The sequence below is a fragment of the Azospirillum canadense genome, from assembly GCF_025961225.1.
GTDB classification, from domain to species: Bacteria; Pseudomonadota; Alphaproteobacteria; order Azospirillales; family Azospirillaceae; genus Azospirillum; species Azospirillum canadense.
This window is the reverse complement of sequence record NZ_JAOQNG010000001.1, coordinates 285,001-308,370: the sequence shown is the minus strand read 5'-3', so window position 1 is coordinate 308,370 and position 23,370 is coordinate 285,001. Positions and strand designations below refer to the sequence as shown.

Annotated in this window: 19 protein-coding genes, 1 tRNA gene and 2 rRNA genes (1 of these 22 only partly in view); 7 read left to right on the top strand and 15 right to left on the bottom strand. The window is 68.9% G+C overall.

All coding sequences use genetic code 11. From position 1 onward, the window contains the following. Positions 1 to 24: 24 nt before the first annotated feature. Positions 25 to 1,014, top strand: coding sequence for a phenylacetic acid degradation operon negative regulatory protein PaaX (gene paaX, locus M2351_RS01430; protein WP_264654387.1), 990 nt, complete (start codon positions 25 to 27; stop codon positions 1,012 to 1,014). On the opposite strand, the gene M2351_RS01425 is transcribed toward paaX, so the two are convergent. Then, entirely contained in the window at positions 993 to 2,015 is a 1,023-nt protein-coding gene (locus M2351_RS01425) for a fumarylacetoacetate hydrolase family protein (protein ID WP_264654386.1), read from the bottom strand. The genes paaX and M2351_RS01425 overlap by 22 nt on opposite strands. Before the next feature lie 148 nt (positions 2,016 to 2,163). Between M2351_RS01425 and M2351_RS01420 the strand changes: the two genes are divergently transcribed. Beyond that, entirely contained in the window at positions 2,164 to 2,682 is a 519-nt protein-coding gene (locus tag M2351_RS01420; protein ID WP_264654385.1) for a MarR family winged helix-turn-helix transcriptional regulator, read from the top strand. Between the two features lie 4 nt (positions 2,683 to 2,686). Here M2351_RS01420 and M2351_RS01415 read toward each other — a convergent pair whose 3' ends face one another. The 5 genes from M2351_RS01415 to M2351_RS01395 all read right to left on the bottom strand — a co-directional run bounded on the left by M2351_RS01415 (position 2,687) and on the right by M2351_RS01395 (position 7,971). Next, positions 2,687 to 3,463 carry an ABC transporter ATP-binding protein gene (locus M2351_RS01415; protein ID WP_264654384.1) on the bottom strand — a complete coding sequence of 259 codons (777 nt, stop codon included), beginning with the start codon at positions 3,461 to 3,463 and terminating at the stop codon, positions 2,687 to 2,689. A 2-nt stretch (positions 3,464 to 3,465) separates the two neighbouring features. Continuing rightward, positions 3,466 to 4,311: an ABC transporter ATP-binding protein gene (locus M2351_RS01410; RefSeq protein ID WP_264654383.1), complete on the bottom strand. Its 846-nt coding sequence runs from the start codon at positions 4,309 to 4,311 to the stop codon at positions 3,466 to 3,468. Continuing rightward, positions 4,308 to 5,234, bottom strand: coding sequence for a nickel transporter permease (gene nikC, locus M2351_RS01405; RefSeq protein ID WP_264654382.1), 927 nt, complete (start codon positions 5,232 to 5,234; stop codon positions 4,308 to 4,310). The genes M2351_RS01410 and nikC overlap by 4 nt, the downstream gene beginning before the upstream one ends. Next, positions 5,231 to 6,229, bottom strand: coding sequence for an ABC transporter permease (locus M2351_RS01400; RefSeq protein WP_406567352.1), 999 nt, complete (start codon positions 6,227 to 6,229; stop codon positions 5,231 to 5,233). Before M2351_RS01400 ends, nikC begins: the two co-directional genes overlap by 4 nt. 134 nt (positions 6,230 to 6,363) lie before the next feature. Further along, positions 6,364 to 7,971 carry an ABC transporter substrate-binding protein gene (locus tag M2351_RS01395; RefSeq protein ID WP_264654381.1) on the bottom strand — a complete coding sequence of 536 codons (1,608 nt, stop codon included), beginning with the start codon at positions 7,969 to 7,971 and terminating at the stop codon, positions 6,364 to 6,366. Positions 7,972 to 8,147: 176 nt separating this feature from the next. Here M2351_RS01395 and M2351_RS01390 point away from each other — a divergent pair, with 176 nt between their 5' ends. Then, on the top strand, positions 8,148 to 8,306 hold the full coding sequence (locus M2351_RS01390; RefSeq protein WP_264654380.1) for a hypothetical protein: 159 nt from the start codon (positions 8,148 to 8,150) through the stop codon (positions 8,304 to 8,306). 55 nt (positions 8,307 to 8,361) lie between these two features. Beyond that, complete coding sequence (locus tag M2351_RS01385; protein WP_209770264.1) at positions 8,362 to 8,583, top strand: hypothetical protein; 222 nt, start codon at positions 8,362 to 8,364, stop codon at positions 8,581 to 8,583. A gap of 153 nt (positions 8,584 to 8,736) precedes the next feature. On the opposite strand, the gene M2351_RS01380 is transcribed toward M2351_RS01385, so the two are convergent. The 5 genes from M2351_RS01380 to paaG form a co-directional block, all read right to left on the bottom strand. Then, on the bottom strand, positions 8,737 to 10,836 hold the full coding sequence (locus M2351_RS01380; RefSeq protein WP_264654379.1) for an alpha-galactosidase: 2,100 nt from the start codon (positions 10,834 to 10,836) through the stop codon (positions 8,737 to 8,739). 65 nt (positions 10,837 to 10,901) lie between these two features. Further along, positions 10,902 to 12,218: a phenylacetate--CoA ligase PaaK gene (paaK, locus tag M2351_RS01375; protein ID WP_264654378.1), complete on the bottom strand. Its 1,317-nt coding sequence runs from the start codon at positions 12,216 to 12,218 to the stop codon at positions 10,902 to 10,904. Between the two features lie 126 nt (positions 12,219 to 12,344). Next, entirely contained in the window at positions 12,345 to 12,782 is a 438-nt protein-coding gene (gene paaI, locus M2351_RS01370) for a hydroxyphenylacetyl-CoA thioesterase PaaI (RefSeq protein ID WP_264654377.1), read from the bottom strand. Next, on the bottom strand, positions 12,766 to 14,292 hold the full coding sequence (gene paaH, locus M2351_RS01365; protein ID WP_264654376.1) for a 3-hydroxyacyl-CoA dehydrogenase PaaH: 1,527 nt from the start codon (positions 14,290 to 14,292) through the stop codon (positions 12,766 to 12,768). The genes paaI and paaH overlap by 17 nt, the downstream gene beginning before the upstream one ends. Next, positions 14,292 to 15,083, bottom strand: a complete 792-nt coding sequence (paaG, locus tag M2351_RS01360) for a 2-(1,2-epoxy-1,2-dihydrophenyl)acetyl-CoA isomerase PaaG (protein WP_264654375.1) — start codon at positions 15,081 to 15,083, stop codon at positions 14,292 to 14,294. Before paaG ends, paaH begins: the two co-directional genes overlap by 1 nt. A gap of 366 nt (positions 15,084 to 15,449) precedes the next feature. Between paaG and paaN the strand changes: the two genes are divergently transcribed. Together paaN and M2351_RS01350 are read left to right on the top strand one after the other, a co-directional pair. Beyond that, complete coding sequence (gene paaN, locus M2351_RS01355) at positions 15,450 to 17,138, top strand: phenylacetic acid degradation protein PaaN (protein WP_264654374.1); 1,689 nt, start codon at positions 15,450 to 15,452, stop codon at positions 17,136 to 17,138. Positions 17,139 to 17,149: 11 nt separating this feature from the next. Further along, positions 17,150 to 17,782, top strand: a complete 633-nt coding sequence (locus M2351_RS01350) for a transferase hexapeptide repeat family protein (RefSeq protein WP_264654373.1) — start codon at positions 17,150 to 17,152, stop codon at positions 17,780 to 17,782. 28 nt (positions 17,783 to 17,810) lie between these two features. Here M2351_RS01350 and M2351_RS01345 read toward each other — a convergent pair whose 3' ends face one another. After that, on the bottom strand, positions 17,811 to 19,613 hold the full coding sequence (locus tag M2351_RS01345) for a GGDEF domain-containing protein (protein WP_264654372.1): 1,803 nt from the start codon (positions 19,611 to 19,613) through the stop codon (positions 17,811 to 17,813). Between the two features lie 186 nt (positions 19,614 to 19,799). On the opposite strand from M2351_RS01345, the gene M2351_RS01340 reads away from it, so the two are divergent. Next, positions 19,800 to 21,362: an ATP-binding protein gene (locus tag M2351_RS01340; protein ID WP_264654371.1), complete on the top strand. Its 1,563-nt coding sequence runs from the start codon at positions 19,800 to 19,802 to the stop codon at positions 21,360 to 21,362. A gap of 293 nt (positions 21,363 to 21,655) precedes the next feature. On the opposite strand, the gene M2351_RS01335 is transcribed toward M2351_RS01340, so the two are convergent. The 3 genes from M2351_RS01335 to M2351_RS01325 all read right to left on the bottom strand — a co-directional run. After that, positions 21,656 to 21,732 (bottom strand) — tRNA-Met (locus M2351_RS01335). A 90-nt stretch (positions 21,733 to 21,822) separates the two neighbouring features. After that, a 5S ribosomal RNA gene (gene rrf / locus M2351_RS01330) occupies positions 21,823 to 21,938 on the bottom strand. Positions 21,939 to 22,063: 125 nt separating this feature from the next. Further along, positions 22,064 to 23,370 (bottom strand): 23S ribosomal RNA (locus M2351_RS01325) (it continues 1,439 nt past the right edge of the window).

The following is a 23,370-nucleotide window of genomic DNA, read 5'->3' as shown; positions in this document are numbered from 1 at the left end:
CACACCGGAAGAGTTCCCCGACGCATGCCCCGCCCCCGCCGCCCGGACGACCTCGTCGCACCGCTGCTCGACGCCGTAGCGCCCCGCGCCAAGTCGCTGATCGTCACGGTCTACGGCGACGCGGTGCTTCCGCACGGCGGGTCGGCCTGGCTGGGCAGCCTGATCGATCTGCTGGCGCATTTCGGGTTGAGCGAGCGGATCGTCCGCACCTCTGTCTTCCGGCTGTGCAAGGACGACTGGCTGATCAACACGCAGATCGGCCGGCGCAGCTACTACCGCGTGACGGAAAGCGGGCAGGAGCGTTTCACGGCGGCGGGCCGGCGCGTTTACGCCCCGCTGAACCGGGTGTGGGACCGCGGCTGGCACCTGCTGATGCTGCCACCAAACGCCTTGGACGCGGAACTGCGCGACCGGCTGCGGCGGGAGTTGGCGTGGCTGGGCTTCGGCGTGGCGGCGCCCAACGTCTTCGCCCATCCCGACTACGACGAGGCGGCCATGCACCGCCTGCTGGGAGAGCTGGGCGTGGCCGACAAGGTGGTGCACATGAAGGCCACCCACGACCGCGCCGCCGGCCCCGGCGCGCTGCGCGAGATGGTGCGTGGGTTCTGGGACGTGGACCGGCTGGAGCACGACTACGCGGGCTTCCTCGGGCGCTTCCGCCCGGTGTGGCAGGCGTTGGCGGCGGATGAGGCGCCCGACCCGCGCGTCTCCTTCGTGCTGCGCACGCTGATGATCCATGACTTCCGCCGCATCCTGCTGCGCGACCCGATGCTGCCGCCCGACCTGCTGCCGCCGGACTGGTCGGGGCAGGAGGCGCGCACCCTGGCGCGCAACCTGTACCGGCGGCTTCGCCAGCCGTCGGAGTCCTTCCTGATGGCTGCGCTGACCACCGCCAACGGCCCCCTGCCGGAAGCGCAGCCGTCCTTCGACGCGCGCTTCGGCGGGCTGACGGACGGCGCGGGTGATGGGGACAGCCTCCGCGACGCCGTGGGTCAGGCGGACGTCCGGCTGTAGCGCACCACCTCCTGCTCGATGGCGCCGAAGACGGACGCGCCTGCGGCGTCGAACAGCTCGATCCGCACACGGTCGCCGAAGCGCAGGAAGGGCGTCTGCGGCTTGCCCTGCTGGATCGTCTCGATGGTGCGGATCTCCGCGATGCAGGAATAGCCGGCGCCGCCCTGCCCCACCGGCTTGCCCGGCCCGCCATCCAGCTTGTTCGACACGGTGCCCGACCCGATGATGGACCCGGCCACGAGGGCCCGCGTCTTCGCCGCGTGCGCCACCAGCGTCGGGAAGTCGAAGGTCATGTCCACGCCGGCGTCGGGTCGGCCGAACAGGTCCCCGTTCAGGTGCGTGACCAGCGGCCGGTGCAACTTGCGCCCGTCCCAGGCCGTGTCCAGCTCGTCCGGCGTCACCGCCACGGGGGAGAAGCTGGAGGCCGGCTTGCTTTGGAAGAAGCCGAAGCCCTTGGCCAGCTCCGCCGGGATCAGGTTGCGCAAGGACACGTCGTTGACCAGCATCAGCAGCCGGATGTGCCCGCCGGCCTGTTCCGCCGACACGCCCATGGGCACGTCGCCGGTGACCACCGCGATCTCCGACTCGAAGTCGATGCCGTAGGCCTCGTCGGCCACGGGGATCGGGTCGCGGGGCCCGAGGAAGCTGTCGGAGCCGCCCTGGTACATCAGCGGGTCGGTCCAGAAGCTGGGCGGCATCTCCGCCCCGCGCGCGTTGCGCACCAGTTCCACATGGTTGACGTAGGCCGACCCATCCGCCCACTGGTAGGCGCGCGGCAGCGGCGAGGCCGCCCGGGCCGGGTCGAAGGGCTCGCCCGCCGCCGGATCGGCGTTCAGGGCGCGGTAAGCCTGCTCCAGCGTCGGCGCCACCGCCGCCCAATCGTCGAGCGCCGCCTGCAGGGTGATGGCGATTTCGGGCACGGCGCGGCAGCGCGCGAGATCGGTCGACACCACGACGAGCGTGCCGTCACGGCCGCCTTCCTTCAGGGTTGCCAGCTTCATGCCGGGTCTCTCCTCCCCTTGTTCCTGTTCCCATTGAAGCTAGTTTCATCTGAAACTGTTGCAAGCAGAAAAACGCGGCGCAGGATGGTGCCCAACAAACTCCGACGGCAACCTTCCGCAACCTCTCCAACCGTAGGCCCGACGACCCATGGCTTCCCCCCGGCGCAAGCCCAGCGACACTGAACCCTCCACCACCGGGGCCGCGAAGCTTCACCTGACCCGCTTCCTGCCCTACCGCGTCTCGGTCCTGTCCAACGTGGTCAGCCACACGGTGGCAAAGCTCTACGACAAGCGATTCGGCATCACGATCCCGGAATGGCGCATCATCGCCGTGCTGGGCGGCGGGGAAACGCTGAGCGCGGGGGAGATCGCGCAGCGTACGGCCATGGACAAGGTGCAGGTCAGCCGCGCCATCAGCCGCATGCTCGACTCGGCGCTGATCCTGCGCGAATCGGGCGACACCGACCGCCGCAAGGCCCTGCTGACCCTGACGCCCAAGGCGCTGGCGATCTACGCGGAGATCGTGCCCCTGGCGCTCGCCTACGAGGCGCAGCTGACCAGCGCCTTGACGGAGGAGGAATCGGTGCAGCTCGACCGCCTGCTGATCAAGCTGCAGGCCCAGGCCGATCAGCTGGCCGTCACCCCGGATCCGAAGAACACCCCGTAACGTCTCACGCGAAATCCTTGAAGCTGTCGGCGGCCGCCCGGTCGTAGCCCTGGCTGGCGCGCAGGAGTTGCTGCGTGTAGCCTTCCCGCGCCTCGCCGCGGCGAAGGCTGGCCGCGTCCATCTCCTCCACGATGCGGCCGCGGTTCATGACGGCCAGCCGGTCGCACATGCCGGCGACGACCGCCAGGTTGTGGCTGACCAGCACGTAGGTGAGCGCGTGCTCCGCCCGCAGGCGCTTCAGCAGGTTCAGGATCTCCGCCTGCACCGACACGTCGAGCGCGGAGGTCGGCTCGTCCAGCAGCAGAACGCGCGGCTCCAGCACCAGGGCGCGGGCGATGGCCACGCGCTGGCGCTGCCCGCCGGAGAGCTGGTGCGGGTAGCGGAAGCGGAACTGCGGCCCCAGGCCCACGTCGCGCAGCACCCGGTCGATCCGCGCGTCGGCGTTGCCCAGCCGGTGGATGGCGATCGGCTCCGCCAGGATGCGGTCGATGGTGTGCCGCGGGTGGAGCGAGCCGTAGGGGTCCTGGAAGACCATTTGGCAGGACTTGAAGAAGGCCTTGTCGCGGTGCGGCGTCTGCGGCTTGCCGTCCACGGCGATGGTGCCGGTCCAGTCGTGGTTCAGCCCGACCACGGCGCGCAGCACGGTGGACTTGCCCGACCCGGACTCGCCGACGAGGCCGAAGCTCTCGCCCGGCTTCACGTCGAAGGTGACGCCCTGCACGGCCGCCACGGCGTCGGCGCCGTGGCCGAAGGTGACGCGGAGATCATGTACGGTGATCATGGTCAGCCCTCCAACCAGGCGGGATCGCGGGCGAGCACCGGCAGCTCCGCCCGCGTGTCGTCCAGGCGCGGCAGGCTGTCGAGCAGGCCGCGGGTGTAGGGGTGCTTGGCCGCGTGGAGTTCCGACGCGCGGCAGGTCTCCACCACGCGGCCGGCGTACATAATCAGGATGCGGTCGCAGAAGGACGCCACGAGGTTCAGGTCGTGGCTGACGAAGATCATGCCCATGCCGCGCTTTGAACACAGCTCGTCCATGATCGCCAGCACCTGCATCTGCACCGTCACGTCGAGCGCGGAGGTCGGCTCGTCGGCGATCAGCAGGTCGGGGTTGGGGATCAGCATCATGGCGATCATGATGCGCTGGCCCATGCCGCCCGACACCTCGTGCGGGTAGAGGCCGTAGACGCGCTCCGGGTTGCGGATGCGCACGGCTTCCAGCATCTCCAGCGTGCGCTGCTTCGCCTCCGCCTTGCCGGCCTTCGAATGCACGCGGTAGGCCTCGGCGATCTGGGCGCCGATGGTCATCACCGGGTTGAGCGAGAATTTCGGGTCCTGCATGACCATGGAGATGCGCCGGCCGCGGATGTCGCGCAGCCGCTTCTCCGGCGCGGTCAGCAGGTCCTCACCCTGGAAGGCGAGCTTGTCGGCGGTGACAATGCCGGGCGACGGGACCAGCCGCAGGATGGCCCGCCCGGTCATCGACTTGCCAGAGCCCGACTCGCCGACGATGCCCAGCTTTTCCCGCCCCACGGTGAAGGAAACGCCGCGCACCGCCTGCGTCACGCCCGTGCGGGTCGGGAACGAAATGCGGAGGTTCTCGACCTCCAGGAGGGGGTTCTCGCTTGTCATCCCTTGGGATCCAGAACGTCGCGCAGGCCGTCGCCCAGCAGGTTGAAGCCCAGGCTGACCACGAAGATGGCGATGCCGGGCATGGTGGCGACCCACCACTGCTCCAGCACATACTGGCGGCCGGTGGCGATCATGGCGCCCCATTCCGGCGCCGGCGGCTGCGCGCCGAGGCCGAGGAAGCCCAGCCCCGCCGCCGTCAGGATGATGCCCGCCATGTCCAGCGTCACCCGCACGATCAGCGAGGAGGAGCACAGCGGCACCACATGGCCCAGGATGATCCGCGCCTTCGACGCCCCCTGCAGCCGCACGGCGCTGATGAAGTCGCTCTTGCGGATGGTGATCGTTTCGGCCCGCGCGATGCGGGTGTAGGGCGGCCAGGAGGTGATGGCGATGGCGATGATCGCGTTCTCGATCCCCGGCCCCAGCGCCGAGACGAAGGCCAGCGCCAGGATCAGCTTCGGAAAGGCCAGGAAGATGTCGGTGACGCGCATCAGCACCGTGTCGACCCAGCCGCCGAGATAGCCGGCGACGGTGCCGATCAGCAGCCCGGCCACCGGCGCCGTCACCGCGACCAGCAGCACGATCATCAGCGTCAGGCGCGACCCGTAGAGGATGCGCGACAGGATGTCCCGCCCGAAGGCGTCGGTGCCCAGCCAGTGCGCGCCGCTCGGCGGCAGCAGCCGCTGCCCGAGATCCTGCGCGAGCGGGTCGTAGGGGGTGAGCAGCGGCGCCAGCACCGCCATTGCCACCAGCAGCAGCATGATGCCCAGCCCGACCACCGCCAGCGTGTTGCGCGTGAAGGTCAGCCAGCCGAGGTAGATCCGCCCCAGCTTCGCCTGGGTGCGGGACTGCGGCGTCTCCGTCGTCAGCCAGGCGCGGAGCCCGCCCGTGCGGGCCGCGGAGTTTTGCGTCTGGACGCTCATCGGGCCCTCGGATCCAAAAGGCGGTACAGCAGGTCGGACAGCAGGTTCAGGCCGATGAAGACGGCGCCCACCACCAGCGTGCCCCCCAGCACCGCGTTCATGTCGGCGCTGAGCAGCGAGTTGGTGATGTAGAGCCCCAGCCCCGGCCAAGCGAAGACCGTCTCGGTCAGCACCGATCCCTCCAGCAGGCCGGCGTAGGACAGCGCCACCACCGTGGTCAGCGGAATCGCGATGTTGCCCAGCGCGTGGCGCCAGACCACCCGCGTCTCCGACAGACCCTTCACGCGGGCGGTGGTGATGTATTCCTGGCGCAGCTGGTCCAGCATGAAGCTGCGCGTCATGCGCGCGATGTAGGCGACGCTGAACAGGCCGAGCACCGACGCCGGCAGCATCAGGTGGTACAGCGCGTTCCAGAACACGTCGGTCTCGCCGGCCAGCAGGGCATCCACGGTGATGATGCCGGTGACCGGGTCGACCACGCCCTCGTAGAAGACGTCGATCCGCCCCGGCCCCGGCGCGATCTCCAGCCGGGCGTAGAAGACCAGCAGGACCATCAGCCCCAGCCAGAAGACCGGCACCGAATAGCCGATCAGCCCGACCACGCGGATCAGCTGGTCCTGCCAGCGCCCGCGCTTCACCGCGGCCATCACGCCGGCCGGCACGCCCAGCACCACGCCGATGACCACGGCGGCGGTCGCCAGCTCCAGCGTCGCCGGGAAGACGCGCAGCACATCCTCCAGCACCGGGCGGGAGGTCAGGACCGAGGTGCCGAAGTCGCCGCGCAGCACGTCGCCGACGTAGCGCAGGAACTGCTGCCACAGCGGCAGGTCCAGCCCCAGCTCCTGCCGGACGCGGGCGTAGGTGTCGGCGGACACGCGGTCGCCGACCACGGCGATCACCGGGTCGATGGGCACCACCCGCCCGATCAGGAAGGTGACGAGCAGCAGCCCGAGAAAGGTCAGCGCGACGGAGGCGAGCAGACTCGCCCCCCGCACCACATGGCGCCGTCCCGGCACCCCCGGACGTTTCAAAATCGCGGCCAAGCTTCACCCTGATGCAAAAGCGAAAGACCCTCTCCCCTCCGGGGAGAGGGTCTTTAAGTGCGGGAGAGGGGAAGAAGAACGCCCGCCTACTTTTTGCTGACCTTCCAGTAGTAGTTCGCGTCGAAGCTCGGGCCCCAGACGAGGCCGCTGACGTTGCTGCGCTCCGCGATCACCTCGGTCTGCTGGAACATGATCACGAAGGGCGATTCGTCCAGCACCGTGCGCTGAAGCTCCTCGTACATGGCGGCGCGCTTGGCGGTGTCGCGCTCCTGCACGGCGGCCTCGGTCTTCTTGGTCAGGTCCGGGATGTCCCAGGCGTTGCGCCAGGTCAGCGGCTTGGCCTTGGCGTTGTCGGCGTTGTCCGGGTTGGCCGCGAAGGTGTCGGCGTTGGTGTGCGGGTCCTGGTAGTCGGCACCCCACTGGTACAGCAGCATGTCGTGGTTGCGGGCGCGGTACTTGGTGACGACCTGCTTGCCGTCGGCCGGCAGCAGGTTGATCTTCACACCGCCCGCCGCGGCGCTGCCCTGGATGGCCTGGGCCATGTCCATGCTGGGCGAGGTGTTGCGCACGTCCATGGTGATGCTGAAACCGTCGGGATAGCCCGCCTGTTTCAGCAGCTCCTTCGCCTTGGCCGGGTCGTACTTGTAGGGGTTGTCGTTGACCGCCCCCAGGAAGCCCTTGGGCAGGAAGGCCTGATGGACGGTGCCCAAACCGTTCATGATGGTCTTGGCCATGCCGTCGTAGTCGACGAGGTACTTCATGGCCTTGCGCACCTCGGGCTTGGCCAGGATCTCGTTCTTCTGGTTCAGGCCGAAGTAGTAGAGCGTGCCCTTGGGCGACTGGACGATGCGGATCTTGTCGTTGCCGCGCAGCGGTTCGAACTGCTCCGGCTTCAGGTTGCGGGCCACGTCGACGTCGCCCTTCTCCAACAGCAGGCGCTGGGTCGCCGGCTCCGCGATGTGGCGGACCAGGACGCGCTTCACCGTGGGCGCGCCGCCCCAGTAATGAGGATTGGCGTCGAAGGACAGCAACTCGCTCGCCTTCCACTGCTTCAGGACGAAGGGACCGGAGCCGGCGGAGTTGGTCTTCAGCCAGGCGTTGCCGAAGTCGCCGTTGACCTCCTTGCTCTTGACCAGCTTGGCGTCGACGACGGAGGTGACGTCGGCGGTCATGCAATAGAGCACGAAGGTCGGCGCGTAGGCCTTGTCGGTCTCGAACACCAGGGTGCGCGGATCGGTGGCGCGCACCTTCTGGTCGACGTTCTCCGGCGTCAGGCCGAACTGGGTCAGGATGAAGGCCGGGCCCTTGTTCATCTTGACGGCGCGCTGGAACGAGTAGGCCACGTCCTCGGCCGTCAGCGGGTTGCCGGAATGGAACTTGATGCCGTCGCGGATCTTGAAGGTGAAGGTCTTGCCGTCGTCGGAGACGGTCCAGCTTTCGGCCACATGGCCGTTGATCTTGCTGACGTCGTTGACGTCGTAGGTGACCAGCCGGTCGTACACCTGCGAGCCGTATTCGGCGCCCGACAGCTCGAAGATTTCGCCGGGGTCGAGCGTCACGATGTCGTCGAACTGCCAAGCCATCACGAAGGTGTCCTTCGGCGTGTCCGCCAGGACCGGGCCGGCGCCGGCAACGGCTGCAGCACCAAGGGCAATGATGGCCGCGCCGACGAGGCGGCGAGCAAACGGATTCATGGTCTCCATACTCCCTGCGAGAGCCCAGACGGATCGAATTCTCTTTGGAATCCTTGGCATTAACCGCAGCGATGATCCGGCGGCACGGGACGGTCTGTCAAGCGGCGGTGGGTCATACGGGGCTTGCCGGGGCCATCCGTCCGTCCAGATCACTCGTGGAGCAACGGAGGATTGTCATGGACCAGGACCACGAAAACGGCCAAGCGCACGTTCCCAAGCCGCCGAGCCGCGACGAGGTGGAGAAGATCAGCGACGCGCAGAAATACATCACCGACGACTGGACCGGCGACGGCGGGACGCCAAAGCACGCCCCCGAGGAACGGAAGGACGGTTGAGTACCCAGCCCCTTGCGCGTAGCGTCGGGCGCGAACACCACGCGCGGGGAGCATCATGATCGGGAACGACGGAAAGCCGGTGTCGAAGGAGGCCTTGCGCCAGCACCTCGCCGCCTACAACACGCAGTCGCGCGGCTCCAAGGAGTTCGCGGCGATCCCGCGGGCGCTGGTCACCGTCTGCGACAACCTGAAGATGGGCAAGACCACCTACGTGAAATGCCTGGAGGGGCAGTTGCAGCTGTCGCGGCGCAAGGACAACAGCGTGCAGGCGGGGTGAGGAGGCCTTGCAAGTTGTCGCGTTGAGCCCCCACCCAACCCTCCCCCACTTCGCGGGGGAGGGCTTTAAGGGTTGAGCGGCGGCAGTCCCCTCCCTCGCCGAAGGTGGGGGAGGGTTAGGGTGGGGGCCCAGTGCGACCACTGTCCACCACCCCTACCCCACCCGCTCCACCTCGAAAACCACCGCCGTGTCCGGGCGGCCGAGCGCGACGCGCACGCCGGCAAACCCCAGCATCCGCCCGCCGAGCGGCGGGCTTTCCCGGCCCCAGGGCAGCGCGCCCTCCGGCACGGGCTCCGGCACGCGAAGCACGTAGGTCCCTTCCGGGTCGAGGCCCGGCAGACGCGTCACGATCGGCACCGGCTTGGTGACCAGCCGCGCGACGAGGAAAAGCGCGTTCCGGCGATCCTCTGACACCACGCCGTGCCCGGTGGACTCCACCCCGTCCAGGTCCAGCCGCACCGACCGCCCACCATGCAGCAGGGCGCGGTGGCGCTTGTGCAGCGCGATCCAGGCGGCGAGGTCGGCCAACTCCGAGTCGTCCAGGGCGCGGATGTCCCACTCCACGCCCATGTGCCCGAACAGGGCCACCGCGGCGCGGAAGCCCAGGTCGTTGCGGCGGCCGGTGACGGTGCAGCGCTCCCGCCCGACATGGGCGCCCATGACCTCCGGCGGGAAGAACAGGCCGAAGCCGCGTTGGATCGCCAACCGGTCGTGCGCGTCGTTGCTGTCGCTGGCCCAGACGCGCTCTGTCCGCTCCAGGATGCCCCAGTCGGCCCGGCCGCCGCCGGACGCGCAGGTCTCGATCTCCACGTCGGGATGCGCGGTGCGCAGCCGGTCGATCAGCGCGTAGAGCGCCCGGACGTGCCGGCCCCAGGCGGGTTCCCCGCCCACCGCCGCCGGGGCGATGTCGCGGTTCATGTCCCATTTCAGGTAGGCGATGGCGCCCGGCCGCAGCAGCGCGTCGATCTTCTCGAACAGGTAGTCCGCCACCTCCGCCCGCCCGAGGTCGAGGACATACTGCCGCCAGGGCGCCGGCGGACGCGCCGGGTCGGCGGCCTGCGGCAGTTCCAGGATCCAGTCGGGATGGGCGCGGAACAGGTCGCTGTCGGGGTTGACGTTCTCCGGCTCCACCCACAGGCCGAAATCCATGCCGCGGGTGCGCACGGCATCGGCGATGGGGGCGAGGCCGTCCGGGTACTTGCCGGCGTCCGGCCACCAATCGCCGAGCCCGGCGCGCTCGTTTACCCGGCCGTGGAACCAGCCGTCGTCGATGACGAAGCGCTCCACCCCCACCCGCGCCGCCCGGTCGATGAGGTCGAGGAGAGCGCCGCGCTCGTGCCCGAAATAGATGGCTTCCCAGATGTTCAGGTGCACCGGCCGGGGCGGCATTGGCTGGCGCGGCAGGATACGGCGGCGGACATGGGCGTGGGTGCGGGCCATCAGCCCGTTCAAGCCATCCTCCGCCAGCGCGGCGTAGGCCGGCGGGGTGCGGTAGGCCTCGCCCGGCGCCAGGACCACCTCGCCCGGATGCAGCAGCTCGCCGAGCTGGACGATGCGCGTGCCGTCCGGCCGCGTCTCCACGGACAGGCGGTGGTTGCCGCTCCAGCCCAGGTGGAAGCCGCAGATCGTTCCCTGCGCCGCACCGAACCCGCGCTCCCCCAGGACGAGGCCGGGGAAGGCGTCGTGGCTGGTGCGGCCGCGCCGATTCTCCCGCAGCAGCACGCCCATGCCCAGCGCGACGCGCCGCTCCTGGAACTCGCGGATGTAGGTGCCTTCGGAGACCAGCGCTTCCTCCAGCCACGCCGGCAGGGGCAGGCAGAGGGCGGCGCACCAGTCCAGCCGGTAGGGCTCAGCGGCGCGATTGACCACCTCGGCGTCGGCCCGCAGTACCCCGGTTTCCGTGTCGAGGTCCAGCGTCAGCGCGACGGCGAGGGAGCCGTCCTCCGCCACATGGTCGATGCGGGCACGGGTGGTGCTTGCGTCAACAGAGGCCACCCGCAGCCGGGGCGCCCAGCCCCCCGTCGCGTGCCGGCCGGACAGCGCCGGCTGGCCCCAGAAGCCCCAGCCGGACACCGGCAGCAGCGGCGGCACCATCGGCGCGTCGAGCCCGGAGGGCGGCAGCGCCCCGCGCAGCCCGGCCTCGTCCACGCCGTCGGGCAGCGCCGGCCCCCAGTAGAGCAGGCGTACGACGTCGCCGACCCCAAGCGCCACGCTGATCCCGCCGCCCCGCAGATGGACCACCCGCTCCGTCATGACGCCCCTCGTGCCAACCGTGCCGACCGTTGCCGGGGACATCGTAGGTCAGGCGGGGCGCCGGGTCACCCCTTCGGGCGCAGGTCGCGCACGCGCTTGGCCTTGCCCTGGGAGCGTTCGAGGGTGCCGGGGTCCACCACCTCCACCGCCGTGGAGATGCCGATCAGCGACTTGATGCGGTGCTGGAGGTGCCGGGCGAAGGGCGCGCGGTCCTCGCCCGCGTGGGCCTGGGCCGCCTCGACGCGAACGGTCAGGTCGTCCAGGTGGCCGCCCAAATGGCCACCACGGGACACGACCAGTTCGTAATGCGGGGCGAACATCGTATCCCCGCAGATCAGCTCCTCGATCTGGGTCGGGAAGACGTTCACGCCGCGGATGATGAGCATGTCGTCGGACCGGCCGGTGATCTTGTCGATGCGCCGCATGGAGCGCGCCGTCGGCGGCAGCAGCCGCGTCAGGTCGCGCGTGCGGTAGCGGATCATCGGCAGGCCTTCCTTGGTCAGGGTGGTGAAGACCAGTTCCCCGTATTCGCCGTCCGGCAGGACCTCGCCCGTCTCCGGGTTGATGATCTCCGGGTAGAAATGGTCCTCCCAGATGACCGGGCCGTCCTTGGTCTCCACGCATTCCGATGCCACGCCGGGGCCCATGATCTCCGACAGGCCGTAGATGTCCACGGCGTCGATGCCGAAGGTCTGCTCGATCTCCGCGCGCATGGCGTTGGTCCAGGGCTCGGCGCCGAAGATGCCGGTGCGCAGCGCCGTCTGCCGGGGGTCCAGCCCCTGGCGCACCATCTCCTCCGCGATGTTCAGCATGTAGGATGGGGTGACCATGATGATCGACGGCTCGAAGTCGCGGATCAGCTGCACCTGCCGCTCCGTCTGGCCGCCGCCCATGGGGATGACGGTGCAGCCCAGCCGCTCCGCCCCGTAATGGGCGCCGAGGCCGCCGGTGAACAGGCCGTAGCCGTAGGACACGTGCACCCGGTCGCCGCGCCGCCCGCCGGCCGCGCGGATGGAACGCGCGACGAGGTCGGCCCAATTCTGGATGTCGGCCTGGGTGTAGCCGACGACCGTCGCCTTGCCGGTCGTGCCGCTGGAGGCGTGCAGGCGCACCAGCTCCGTCATCGGCACGGCGAACAGGCCGAAGGGGTAGGTCTGGCGCAGGTCGTCCTTCACCGAGAAGGGGAACAGCGCGAGGTCCTTCAGCTCCTTCAAGTCGTCCGGGTCGACGCCCTTCGCCTGGCACTTGTCGCGGAAATGGGCGACGTTGTCGTACGCGTGCCGCAGCGTCCAGCGCAGCCGGGAGACCTGCATCGCGGTGATCTCGTCCCGGCTCGCCGTCTCGTAATGGTCGAGTTCGTGCGCGGGGGGCTTTTTCATCATCAACATGGCGTCTCCTCCCTTTTTGGGGTGCGGGGCCGGCTCGTTGCTTTTGTTGGCCCTTCCGATGATTTCCCTTGCAAGTATGTAGGCGTGGGACCGGCGCGGCTCCAGCGTGGATAGACGACGCTACAGCGCCACGACCTCGCCCTGGATGCGCGAGGACTGCCCGCGGAAGATCCCGACCACCACGCCGTCCTGGTTGGTGACGATCGTGTCGTAGACGCCGGAGCGGCCTTGCCGGTGCACCTCGCGGCATTCCGCGGTCAGCACATCACCCAGCCTTGCCGGGGCCGGGAAGACGATGGAACCGGCGGCCGCCACCGTGACCTCGTTGCGGGCGTTGCAGGCGTAGGCGAAGGCAGTGTCGGCCAGCGTGAAGGTCATGCCGCCGTGTCCGATGTCGTGGCCGTTCACCATGTCCCGGCGCACGGTCATGGTCATGCGGGCGTAGCCCGGCGCGATCTCCACCAGCGCGATGCCGTGGGCGATGGCGCAGTGATCGCGTTCAAGCATCGCCCGGCCGACTGCCTCGGCGATCCGCTGCGCGTCATCTGGTTCGGTCATGGAAGGTGGTTCCTCCCCATACTTTCCGGCGCAGCAGCGACGAGGCCCTGTAGCGGTCCTCGCCGTAGGTGGCGGCCAGCGCGTCGAGCACCGCGAGCACGCGGTCGAGCCCGATCGCCTCCGCCCAGGCGAGCGGCCCAGTGGGGTAGTTCACCCCCTTGGTCATCGCCGTGTCGATGTCGGCGGCGCTCGCCACCCCGTGCAGCACGGCGTCCGCGGCCTCGTTCGCCAGCATGGCGACGGTGCGCATGACCAGCAGCCCCGGCAAGTCGTCCAGCCGCGACACGCGCTTACCCAGCGCCTGGAACAGCCCGGTCGCGGCGGCGATGGCCCTATCCGAGGCCCCATCGGCCGCGGTGACGGCAATGCGCGTCGCCGTCGCGTAGTCGTGGGCGAGGTCGAACAGAACGAGGTCCCGGCACCCGCTCTCCGCCGCACGCCGGGTGGCGCTGCGCCCGTCGGTCAGGGCCAGGGTCACCCCGTCGATGAGCAGCGCCCCTGCCCCGTCCCGTTCCTCCACTGCGATGCCAGCATCGCGGATCGCCTGCGTCAGCCCCTGCGCCGGGCCGAGGGAGCCTTCCACCGACACGCGGGACGGGCGCGGCGCGTCCGGCAGGTCGGTCGCCGCCGGCTTCAAAGCGCCGGGGCCGTGGTCGTAGAAGCCCCGGCCGGTCTTGCGGCCCAGCCGCCCGGCCTCTACCAACTCCTGCTGGATCAGGGACGGCTGGTAGCGCGGGTCGCCGAAGAAAGCGGCGTGGACCGACCGGGTCACCGCGAAGTTCACGTCGTGGCCGATCAAGTCCATCAACTCGAACGACCCCATGCGGAAGCCGCCGCACTCGCGCATCACGGCGTCGAGCGTCGCCGGGTCGGCCGCTTGTTCCTGAAGCGCCCGCAGCCCCTCGGCGTAGAAGGGCCGGGCGACGCGGTTGACGATGAAGCCGGGGGTGGAGCGGGCGTGCACCGGGCACTTGCCCCAGGCCGCGGCGGTGGCGGACAGCGTGTCGGCTACGGCGCGGTCGGTCGCCAGCCCGCGGACCACCTCCACCAGCGCCATCAGCGGCGCGGGGTTGAAGAAATGCAGCCCGGCGACGCGCTCCGGCCGCGTCAGCGGCGCGGCGATGGCGGTGATGGATAGGGAGGAGGTGTTGGTGGCGAGGATCGCGTCCGGCGCCACGATGCCCTCCAGCTCCCGGAACAGGGCGCGCTTGGCCTCCAGTTCCTCGACGATGGCCTCCACCACCAGCCCGGCGGTGGCGAGGTCGGCCAGTCCGTCGACCGGCTGGAGACGGCCGAGGAGGTCGGCGCGCTCCGCCTCCGCCATCTTGCCGCGTTCGACCAACTTGGTCAGCGCGTCGCCAATGCCCTGTGCCGCCTTGGTGGCGGCGCCGGGGCGCGCGTCGGCCATCAGGACGCGGTGCCCGGCGGCCGCCGCGACCTGGGCGATGCCGGCCCCCATGGCGCCGCAGCCGACGACCGCTATGATGTCCCCCCTGTCGAGGGGAGGCATCACTTGCCCTCGAACGTCGGCGCCCGCTTCTCCAGGAAGGCGGTGACGCCCTCGCGATAATCCGCCGTGCGGCCCGCTTCGCGCTGGAGGTCGCGCTCCAGGTCCAGCTGCTCGTCCATCGTGTTGGTCGCCGCGGCGTAGATGGCCCGCTTGGTCAGCGCCAGCCCACGGGTCGGCGCGGTGGCGAGTTGCCGGGCGAGCGCCGTCGCGGTCGGCATCAGCTCCGCGTCGTCAACCGCGCGGTAGATCAGGCCGATGCGCTCCGCCTCCTCGGCGGACAGCTTCTCGCCCAGCATGGCCAGCGCCATGGCGCGCTGCGTGCCCACCCGGTGCGGCAGCAGCCAAGTGCCGCCCGCGTCGGGGATCAGCCCCAGCCGGCAGAAGGCCTGGATGAAGCTCGCCGACTTCGCGGCCAGCACGAGGTCACAGCCGAGCGCGATGTTCGCCCCTGCCCCGGCGGCGACGCCGTTCACCGCGGCGATCACCGGCATCTCCAGCCCGCGCAGCGTGCGGACCAGCGGGTTGTAGTTCGTCTCCAGCGCGGCGCCGATGTCCGGCGGCTCGTCCCCCGGCTCCATGGCACGGTCGGACAGATCCTGCCCGGCGCAGAAGCCGCGCCCGGCTCCGGTCAGCAGCAGGCAGCGCACCGTCGGGTCGCCCTTGACGCGGGCCAGCGCGTCGCGCACCTCCGCGTGCATCTCACCGGTGAAGCTGTTGAGCTTGTCGGGCCGGTTGAGCGTCAGCGTGGCGACGCCGTCGGCCATCTCGAACAGGATGTTGGCGTAACTCATCAGCGGATGTCCGCCGCGCAACGGGTCGTTTCCATATCGGTCGCCTGTCCCTTCCTGCGGGTCTTCTTGTCGCATCAATGTGATACAGTTTTTGTGGCTGTTCGCCATTTCCTGAAATATCTCACCGGAATTGTTGGTGAGGCAAGCGGTAAAACAGGCAAGCCCAGGCTGGGTGCCGCCCCGCCTGGACCGAAACCGTGTGGCGGGAAAGGGATACAGATCAAGAGCCATACTCCGAAATCCGGTATCACGACGTCGGAACGCTGATGTAAGGTTCGGGGATGGCTGAGATCCCGATCGTCGGCTGGCGCAGGCCCGATCGCAACGAAAACGAACAGCCGCAAAACGAGGAAGGAGACGCCCGCCATGACCGCGAACCCCCTGTCCCCGCATGAGCTGTACGGGCGCCACCGCGCGACCCTGGACCAGGCCGTCGCCGCGTCGCGCGCGCGCGGCTACTGGTCGCCCTTCGCCGAGATGCCGAGCCCGCGCGCCTATGGCGAGACGGCGGCGGCCGACGGGGAGACCGCCTTCAAGGCGCGGCTAAACAAGCTGTTCCCGCTCGACCAGCCCTCGGGAAAGGGATTCGTCGGGGCGGAGCGCTCGCCCTTCGGCTTTGATCTCGGCGTCACCTACCCGAAGCCGGACCTGGACGCGCTGATCGCTGCGGCAAAAGCCGCCATGCCCGGCTGGCGCAAGGCCGGGCCGGACGGGCGGGCCGGCGTGTGCCTGGAAATCCTGACGCGCCTGAACAAGCGCAGCTTCGAAATCGCCAACGCCGTTCAGCACACGACGGGCCAAGCCTTCATGATGGCCTTCCAGGCCGGCGGCCCGCACGCCCAGGACCGCGGGCTGGAGGCCGTCGCCTACGGCTGGAAAGCCATGACCGACCAGGTGCCCAGCGCCCGGTGGGAGAAGCCGCAGGGCAAGAACCCGCCGCTGGTCATGGACAAGCGGTTCGAGGTGGTGCCGCGCGGCGTCGCGGTGATGATCGGCTGCGCCACCTTCCCGACCTGGAACGGCTACCCGGGCCTGTTCGCCAGCCTCGTCACCGGCAACGCCGTCGTGGTGAAGCCGCACCCCGCCGCCATCCTGCCGCTCGCCATCACGGTGGAGGTCTGCCGGGAGGTGCTGGCCGAGGCCGGGCTCGATCCCAATCTTGTGACACTCGCCGCCGACAGCCCCGACGCGCCGATCACCAAGGAGTTGGCGACCCGCCCGGAGGTCGCGCTGATCGACTTCACCGGTTCCAGCGAGTTCGGCACTTGGCTGGAGCAGAACGCCCGCCAAGCCCAGGTCTTCACCGAGAAGGCCGGTGTCAACACGGTCATCATCGATTCCACCGACGACCCCAAGGGCATGGCGCGCAACCTCGCCTTCGCCCTGTCGCTCTATTCCGGCCAGATGTGCACGACGCCGCAGGCGATCTTCGTGCCGAAGGACGGCATCCAGGCGGGCGGGGAGCACCTGAACTTCGACCAGGTCGTCCAGACCATCGCGACCGCGACCGACAAGTTCCTGTCCGACCCGGAGCGCGCGGTGGAGGTGCTGGGCGCCATCCAGTCCGACGCCACGCTGAAGCGCCTTCAGGACGCCCAGGGCCTCGGCACCGTGGCGCTGGACTCCCGCTCCATCGCCCACCCGAAGTTCCCGGACGCCCGCATCCACACGCCGCTGATCCTGGTGCTGGACGCCAAGGACGAGGACACCTACGGGCGGGAGCTGTTCGGCCCCATCGCCATGATCGTGAAGGTGGACGGCACCGACGACGCCCTGGCCCGCGCAGCCCGCCTCGTCCGCGAGAAGGGGGCGCTGACCGCGGCGCTCTATTCCACCAATGAGGCCGTCATCGACAAGGTGCAGGACACGCTGACGGAAGCCGGCGTCGCCCTGTCGGTCAACCTGACCGGCGGCGTCCTGGTCAACCAGTCCGCGGCCTTCAGCGACTTCCACGGTACCGGCGCCAACCCGGCCTGCAACGCCGCACTCTGCGACCTCGCCTTCGTGGCCGGCCGCTTCCGCGTCGTGCAGACCCGCGTCCCGGTGGCGGCATGACGGAGAACAGGATGACCACGCTGCCCCGCCCCAAGGTCTATGCCCCCAAAGTCTATTCTATCGACGGGGTGGTGCCCGTCATCCACCCGACCGCCTTCGTCCACCCCTCGGCCGTGCTGATCGGCGACGTGGTGGTCGGGCCCGGCTGCTACGTCGGTCCCTGCGCGTCCTTGCGCGGCGACTTCGGCCGCATCCTGCTGGAGGAGGGCAGCAACGTGCAGGACAACTGCACGCTCCACGCCTTCCCCGGCCACGACGCGGTGGTGGAGGTGGACGGGCACATCGGCCACGGCGCCGTCCTGCACGGCGGCGTGGTGAAGCGCGGCGCGCTGGTCGGCATGAACGTGGTCATCATGGACGGCGCGGTGATCGGGGAGCAGGCCATCGTCGCCGCCATGGCCTTCGTGAAGGCCGGCCTGGTCATCCCCCCGCGCACGCTCGCCGCCGGGCTGCCCGCCAAGGTCGTCCGCGAATTGCGCGACGACGAGATCGCCTGGAAGCACGAGGGCACGCTGGAATACCAGCGCCTGACCCGCCGCTCGCTCGCCACCATGGTGGAATGCGACCCGCTGACGGAGGAGGAGGCTGGGCGGGCAAGGGTGGACAGTGGTGACGTGCAGCCGCTGCACAAGGTGAAGGGGTAGCGGGGTTTTACCCCCACCCCGACAGCCCCTACCCCAACCGCACCACGAACACCTTGTCCTCACGCCCCTTCGCCAACGCCTTGCTCTCAGCGATCGCCGCGTTGATGGCGTCCGGCGTCAGCCGCTGGGCGCCCGGTTCCACCACCACCGCGACGCCGCTGGCCGACAGCAGCGGGAATTCCCGCATCGCCCCATAGCGGTCCTTCGCCAGGAAGCTGCCGGCCTCCCGCGCCGCGGGGTCGTACAGGCTCTCCGCGTCGGAGCGGAAGACGGCCACCAGCTCCGCCACATGCGCCAGCGCTTCCTCCTCCCCGGTTCCGCTGACCGCGACGAAGAAGTCGTCGCCGCCGATGTGGCCGGCGAAGCCGCCGTTGCAGGAGGCCCAGGCCTTCAGCCGCTCGGCGAACATCAGGATGGCCCGGTCGCCCTGGCGAAAGCCGAAGGTGTCGTTGAAGGGCTTGAAGTTGTCGAAGTCCAGGTAGGCCAGGATGTGCCGCCGCCCCTGGTCCTCCAGCGCCTGCTCGATGTGGCGGACGATCGCGGCATTGCCGGGCAGGCGGGTCAGCGGGTTCTGGTCCGCCGCCATGGCGAGGTTGCGCTCGTGCACCAACCGGATCAGCGCGCCGCTGGACAGGAAGCCCACATACTCCCCGCCCTCGACGATGATGATCCCGTCCGTCGCCTCCTCCGCCGAGAAGGCCCCGATCACCTGGTCGAGCGGGGTGGAGATGTCGCAGACCGGGCTCTTGACCACCAGTTCCATCAACGTGTCGCCCAGCCCCTTGTTGCGCAGCAGCTCCCCGCCGAAGCGGGAATAGACATAGCGCTTCAGATCCCGCTCCCGGATCAGGCCCAGCGGGCGGCTCTGGTTGTCCACGATGGGGGCGATGGTCGGGCTGTTGTTGCCGCGGAAATACTCCAGAAGCTCCGTCTTCGGCGAGGTCACGGGCAGCGGCGGCTGCCGCTCGATCACCTCCGACAGGCGCAGGTGCGCGTCGCTCGGCTTGCGGCGGTCCTTGCGGTTCAAGTCCTCGATCAGGTCGTAGCGCTCCGGGATCGCGCGCAAGCCCAGGGCGGGCCGCGCGATCAGGTAACCCTGCGCGAAGTCGCAGCCGAGGTCGCGGCAGGTGTAGAATTCCTTCTCCGTCTCCACCCCCTCGGCGATGATCAGGATGCCGAGCGCGTGGGCGTAGCTGACCAGCGCGGTGGCGATGGCGCGCTTGCGCGTGTCCTGGTCGATGCCGGCGACGAAGTAGCGGTCGATCTTCACATAGTCGGGCTTCGACTCGTACAGCAGCCGCAGCCCGGCATAGCCCACCCCGAAGTCGTCCAGCGCCACGCCGACGCCGGCGTGCCGGTAGCGCTCAATGGCCTGCTCGATGGTCGAGTCCGGCCGCAGCTCCCGCCGTTCGGAGATTTCCAGGCTGACGTTCAGCCGCCGGTCGACCGGCAGGCCGAGCCAGGGGGAGCCCGGAGTACCGACGACGCGCGAGTCGATGTTCAGGAACAGCGTCGCGGCCGGCCAGCCGTCCAACGCGCAAAAAGCCTCCACCGCCTTGACGTGCAGCGCGCACTCCACCTCCGCCAGCACGCCCTGGACGCAGGCGGCGTCCAGCAGCTCGTGCGGGTCGGCGAAGGGGGTGCGGTCCACCCCGCGCAGCAGCGCCTCCATCCCGTGGCATCGGCCGGAGCGCATCTGGACGATGGGCTGGAAGGCGTAGTCCAGCCTGTCCAGCACCCGGCTCCAGTCCGACGGCAGCACCGGTCCCGGCGCGCATCCCGGCGGGATGGCGCGCGCCGCCCTTCTCTCCTGAACAGACATGACGGTCATGGGATCATCAACCACGGACTGCGGCTTGGGACGCCGATGCGGCTCAATTATACCGAATGATCTTTTCGGTTTCGTGACATCGCTCTTTTTTACTTTGGTTTTTTCACGGATCCAAAATGCCCTTCGCTCCGCCCCCTCCGTTTGCGGTATAGGAGGGCGCTTCACCGGAACGGAGGTCAGCGGGGCATGAAGGTCGGCATCGACATGGGGACGACCATGACGGCGGGGGCGGCGGGAGCGCCCGCGATGCTCGACCTTGAGGAGTTGCTGGCGACTCGCCTCCTGGTCCAGGGCAACTCCGGCTCCGGCAAGTCGCACTTGCTGCGCCGCTTGGTCGAGCAGAGCGCCCGCTGGGTCCAGCAGGCGATCATCGACCCGGAGGGCGACTTCGTGACTCTGGCCGAGCGCTTCGGCCACATCGTCGTCGACGCCGACGAGCACACGGAGGCCGCACTCCAGAGCGTCGCCGCCCGCGTGCGCCAGCACCGCGTCTCCGTCGTCCTGAACCTGGAAGGGCTGGACGCGGAGATGCAGATGCGCTTTGCGGCCGCCTTCCTCGGCGGGCTGTTCGACGCCGACCGCGACCACTGGTACCCGATGCTTGTGGTGGTGGACGAGGCGCAGCTGTTCGCCCCGTCGGCCGCCGGCGAGGTGTCGGACGAGGCGCGCAAGGTCTCGCTCGGCGCCATGACCAACCTGATGTGCCGCGGCCGCAAGCGCGGCCTGGCCGGCGTGATCGCAACCCAGCGCTTGGCCAAGCTCGCCAAGAACGTGGCGGCGGAGGCGTCGAACTTCCTGATGGGCCGCACCTTCCTCGACATCGACATGGCGCGGGCGGCCGACCTGCTGGGCATGGAGCGCCGGACGGCGGAGATGTTCCGCGACCTGGAGCGCGGGCACTTCATCGCGCTCGGCCCCGCCATGTCGCGCCGCCCGCTGCCGCTGCGCATCGGTGCGGTGGAGACGCAGGGCCGCGCCGGCAGCCCGAAGCTGATGCCGCTCCCCGACACCCCGCTGGAGGACGCGCGTGAGCTGATCTTCAAGCCCGGCGAGCCGGAGCCGCCGCGCCTGCCCATGCGCCGCCCCTCGACCTCGGCGAGCGCCGACCTGCTGGCCCAGCTCTCCCGCCCGCGCCCCTTCGTGGAGCCCCCCGCCTCCGACGAGCCCTCTATCGCACCGCTCGTCGAGGAGCCGGAAACGCCGGAGCAGGCCGCCGAACGACAGGCCGCCTATGAGGAGGTGCTGCGCGAGGTCTTGGCTGATCCGGAGGCGCCCTACCGCTCCATCGCCGTGCTCTACCAGGATTTCCTGGTGCGCTGCCGCGGCCGCGACGTGCGGGGCGAATTGTTGGAATTGCCGGCCTTCCGCCGCAAGCTCGCCGCCGCCCGCGCCGGGGCCGGCCAGGGCACGGAGGAGAACCCCGCCTGGGAGAAGGCGACCCAGGTGGCGGGCACCCTGCCGGAGGACATCCAGGTCGTCTTCCTGCTGCTGGCCCGCGCCGCGCTGGACCACCTGCCCTGCCCGTCCGACGCCGACGTCGCCCGCGCCTGCGGCAGCCGCTCGCGTGGCCGTGCGCGGCGCTTGCTGACCTACATGGAGCAGCGCGGCTTCATCGCGACGCGCGGCGGCCTCGGCAACACCCGCAGCATCGCCCTGCCCGCGCTGGGCTGGGAAACCGCGCTTGGCGATCCCAACGCAGACGAGACGCCAGAAGCCCCGGGCACCGACGATCTGTTCGCCCAAGCCTGACTGCTGTGTAAGCGATGTTCTCAGGCTACGGCGGGTTCCGCCTGCCGGGCAGAGACTCAGCGAGGTCGGTGATCAGGTGGCCAGTGGCGAGCCTGGTCAGCGCGTCGGCGAACCACGCCCGCGGATCGAACGCCGTTGAACTTGCAGGTGTCCACCAGCGACGCGATCGTCGCCCAGTGGCGATCGGCGCCGAACCGCCGGTCTGGCGATCATAGAAGGCCCTGGCGGCTGTGCTCCGAAACACGAAAGGCCGGCCCTGTTTCCAGGGCCGGCCTTGCCGGACAGTCACGATTTGGTTGCGGGGGCAGGATTTGAACCTGCGACCTTCAGGTTATGAGCCTGACGAGCTACCGGGCTGCTCCACCCCGCGGGTGTGGGTCGGGACGCTGTGAGGACGGGTGCAAGTGACGGTGTACTGGTCGGCCTGTCCGGGCGGGTTGGCTTGGCGTGTGCCGTGGTGACCTGGCGGCGACCTACTCTCCCACGTCTTGAGACGCAGTACCATCGGCGCTGAGGCGTTTCACGGCCGAGTTCGGAATGGGATCGGGTGTTGGGAGCCTCGCCATGACCACCAGGTCACCAAGGCACACGCGAGCCATCCAACCGGACGGGCTTGTTTGATCGTTGAGGACGTTTGCTTCTTGCGGCGGAGTTGGGTGTTTTGTGTGTGGGCTGGCCGCTGCGCGTGGCGCGGCGGCGATGGGATCAAGCCGATCGAGCGATTAGTAAGGCTCAGCTTCGGGCGTTGCCGCCCGTCCACATGCCTCCTATCGACGTGATGGTCTGTCACGGCTCTCAAGGGAGTTCTGGTTTAGAGGTGGGTTTCCCGCTTAGATGCTTTCAGCGGTTATCCCGTCCATACTTAGCCACCCGGCGATGCGACTGGCGTCACAACCGGTCCACCAGAGGTATGTCCATCCCGGTCCTCTCGTACTAGGGACAGATCCTCGCAAAACTCCGACACCCACGGCAGATAGGGACCGAACTGTCTCACGACGTTCTAAACCCAGCTCACGTACCACTTTAATCGGCGAACAGCCGAACCCTTGGGACCTGCTCCAGCCCCAGGATGTGATGAGCCGACATCGAGGTGCCAAACGACTCCGTCGATATGGACTCTTGGGAGTCATCAGCCTGTTATCCCCGGCGTACCTTTTATCCGTTGAGCGATGGCCCGTCCACGTGGGACCACCGGATCACTATGGCCGACTTTCGTCTCTGCTCGACTTGTCGGTCTTGCAGTCAGGCTGGCTTATGCCATTGCACTCGTCGAGCGATTTCCGACCGCTCTGAGCCAACCATCGCGCGCCTCCGTTACACTTTGGGAGGCGACCGCCCCAGTCAAACTACCCGCCATGCAGGGTCCCGAACCCGGATCACGGGTTGCGGTTAGATGCCAGAGACCTCAAGGGTGGTATTTCAAGGATGGCTCCACCCGAGCTGGCGCCCGGGCTTCCTAGCCTCCCACCTATCCTACACATGAGATCCCTAGCACCACTGCAAAGCTGTAGTAAAGGTGCACGGGGTCTTTCCGTCTGACCGCGGGTACTCCGCATCTTCACGGAGAGTTCAATTTCGCTGAGTTGGTGTTGGAGACAGCGGGGAAGTCGTTACGCCATTCGTGCAGGTCGGAACTTACCCGACAAGGAATTTCGCTACCTTAGGACCGTTATAGTTACGGCCGCCGTTTACCGGGGCTTCAATTCGGAGCGTGAACCCCTCCTCTTAACCTTCCGGCACCGGGCAGGCGTCAGACCCTATACGTCGCCTTGTGTGGCTTCGCAGAGCCCTGTGTTTTTAGTAAACAGTCGCTACCCCCTGGTCTGTGCCCCCCGCCCGCGCTTGCGCACGAACGGGGCCCTCTTCTTCCGAAGTTACGAGGGCAATTTGCCGAGTTCCTTCAACACCATTCTCTCAAGCGCCTGGGTATGCTCTACCAGTCCACCTGTGTCGGTTTCGGGTACGGTCTATACGGTGGGGCTGTTTCCTGGAACCCCTCTACAGCATG

Coding starts and splice junctions, on each gene's coding strand:
- paaX (WP_264654387.1), top strand. CDS start 25: ATGCCCCGCCCCCGCCGCCCGGACGACCTCGTCGCACCGCTGCTCGAC.
- M2351_RS01425 (WP_264654386.1), bottom strand. CDS start 2,015: ATGAAGCTGGCAACCCTGAAGGAAGGCGGCCGTGACGGCACGCTCGTC.
- M2351_RS01420 (WP_264654385.1), top strand. CDS start 2,164: ATGGCTTCCCCCCGGCGCAAGCCCAGCGACACTGAACCCTCCACCACC.
- M2351_RS01415 (WP_264654384.1), bottom strand. CDS start 3,463: ATGATCACCGTACATGATCTCCGCGTCACCTTCGGCCACGGCGCCGAC.
- M2351_RS01410 (WP_264654383.1), bottom strand. CDS start 4,311: ATGACAAGCGAGAACCCCCTCCTGGAGGTCGAGAACCTCCGCATTTCG.
- nikC (WP_264654382.1), bottom strand. CDS start 5,234: ATGAGCGTCCAGACGCAAAACTCCGCGGCCCGCACGGGCGGGCTCCGC.
- M2351_RS01395 (WP_264654381.1), bottom strand. CDS start 7,971: ATGAATCCGTTTGCTCGCCGCCTCGTCGGCGCGGCCATCATTGCCCTT.
- M2351_RS01390 (WP_264654380.1), top strand. CDS start 8,148: ATGGACCAGGACCACGAAAACGGCCAAGCGCACGTTCCCAAGCCGCCG.
- M2351_RS01385 (WP_209770264.1), top strand. CDS start 8,362: ATGATCGGGAACGACGGAAAGCCGGTGTCGAAGGAGGCCTTGCGCCAG.
- M2351_RS01380 (WP_264654379.1), bottom strand. CDS start 10,836: ATGACGGAGCGGGTGGTCCATCTGCGGGGCGGCGGGATCAGCGTGGCG.
- paaK (WP_264654378.1), bottom strand. CDS start 12,218: ATGATGAAAAAGCCCCCCGCGCACGAACTCGACCATTACGAGACGGCG.
- paaI (WP_264654377.1), bottom strand. CDS start 12,782: ATGACCGAACCAGATGACGCGCAGCGGATCGCCGAGGCAGTCGGCCGG.
- paaH (WP_264654376.1), bottom strand. CDS start 14,292: ATGCCTCCCCTCGACAGGGGGGACATCATAGCGGTCGTCGGCTGCGGC.
- paaG (WP_264654375.1), bottom strand. CDS start 15,083: ATGAGTTACGCCAACATCCTGTTCGAGATGGCCGACGGCGTCGCCACG.
- paaN (WP_264654374.1), top strand. CDS start 15,450: ATGACCGCGAACCCCCTGTCCCCGCATGAGCTGTACGGGCGCCACCGC.
- M2351_RS01350 (WP_264654373.1), top strand. CDS start 17,150: ATGACCACGCTGCCCCGCCCCAAGGTCTATGCCCCCAAAGTCTATTCT.
- M2351_RS01345 (WP_264654372.1), bottom strand. CDS start 19,613: ATGACCGTCATGTCTGTTCAGGAGAGAAGGGCGGCGCGCGCCATCCCG.
- M2351_RS01340 (WP_264654371.1), top strand. CDS start 19,800: ATGAAGGTCGGCATCGACATGGGGACGACCATGACGGCGGGGGCGGCG.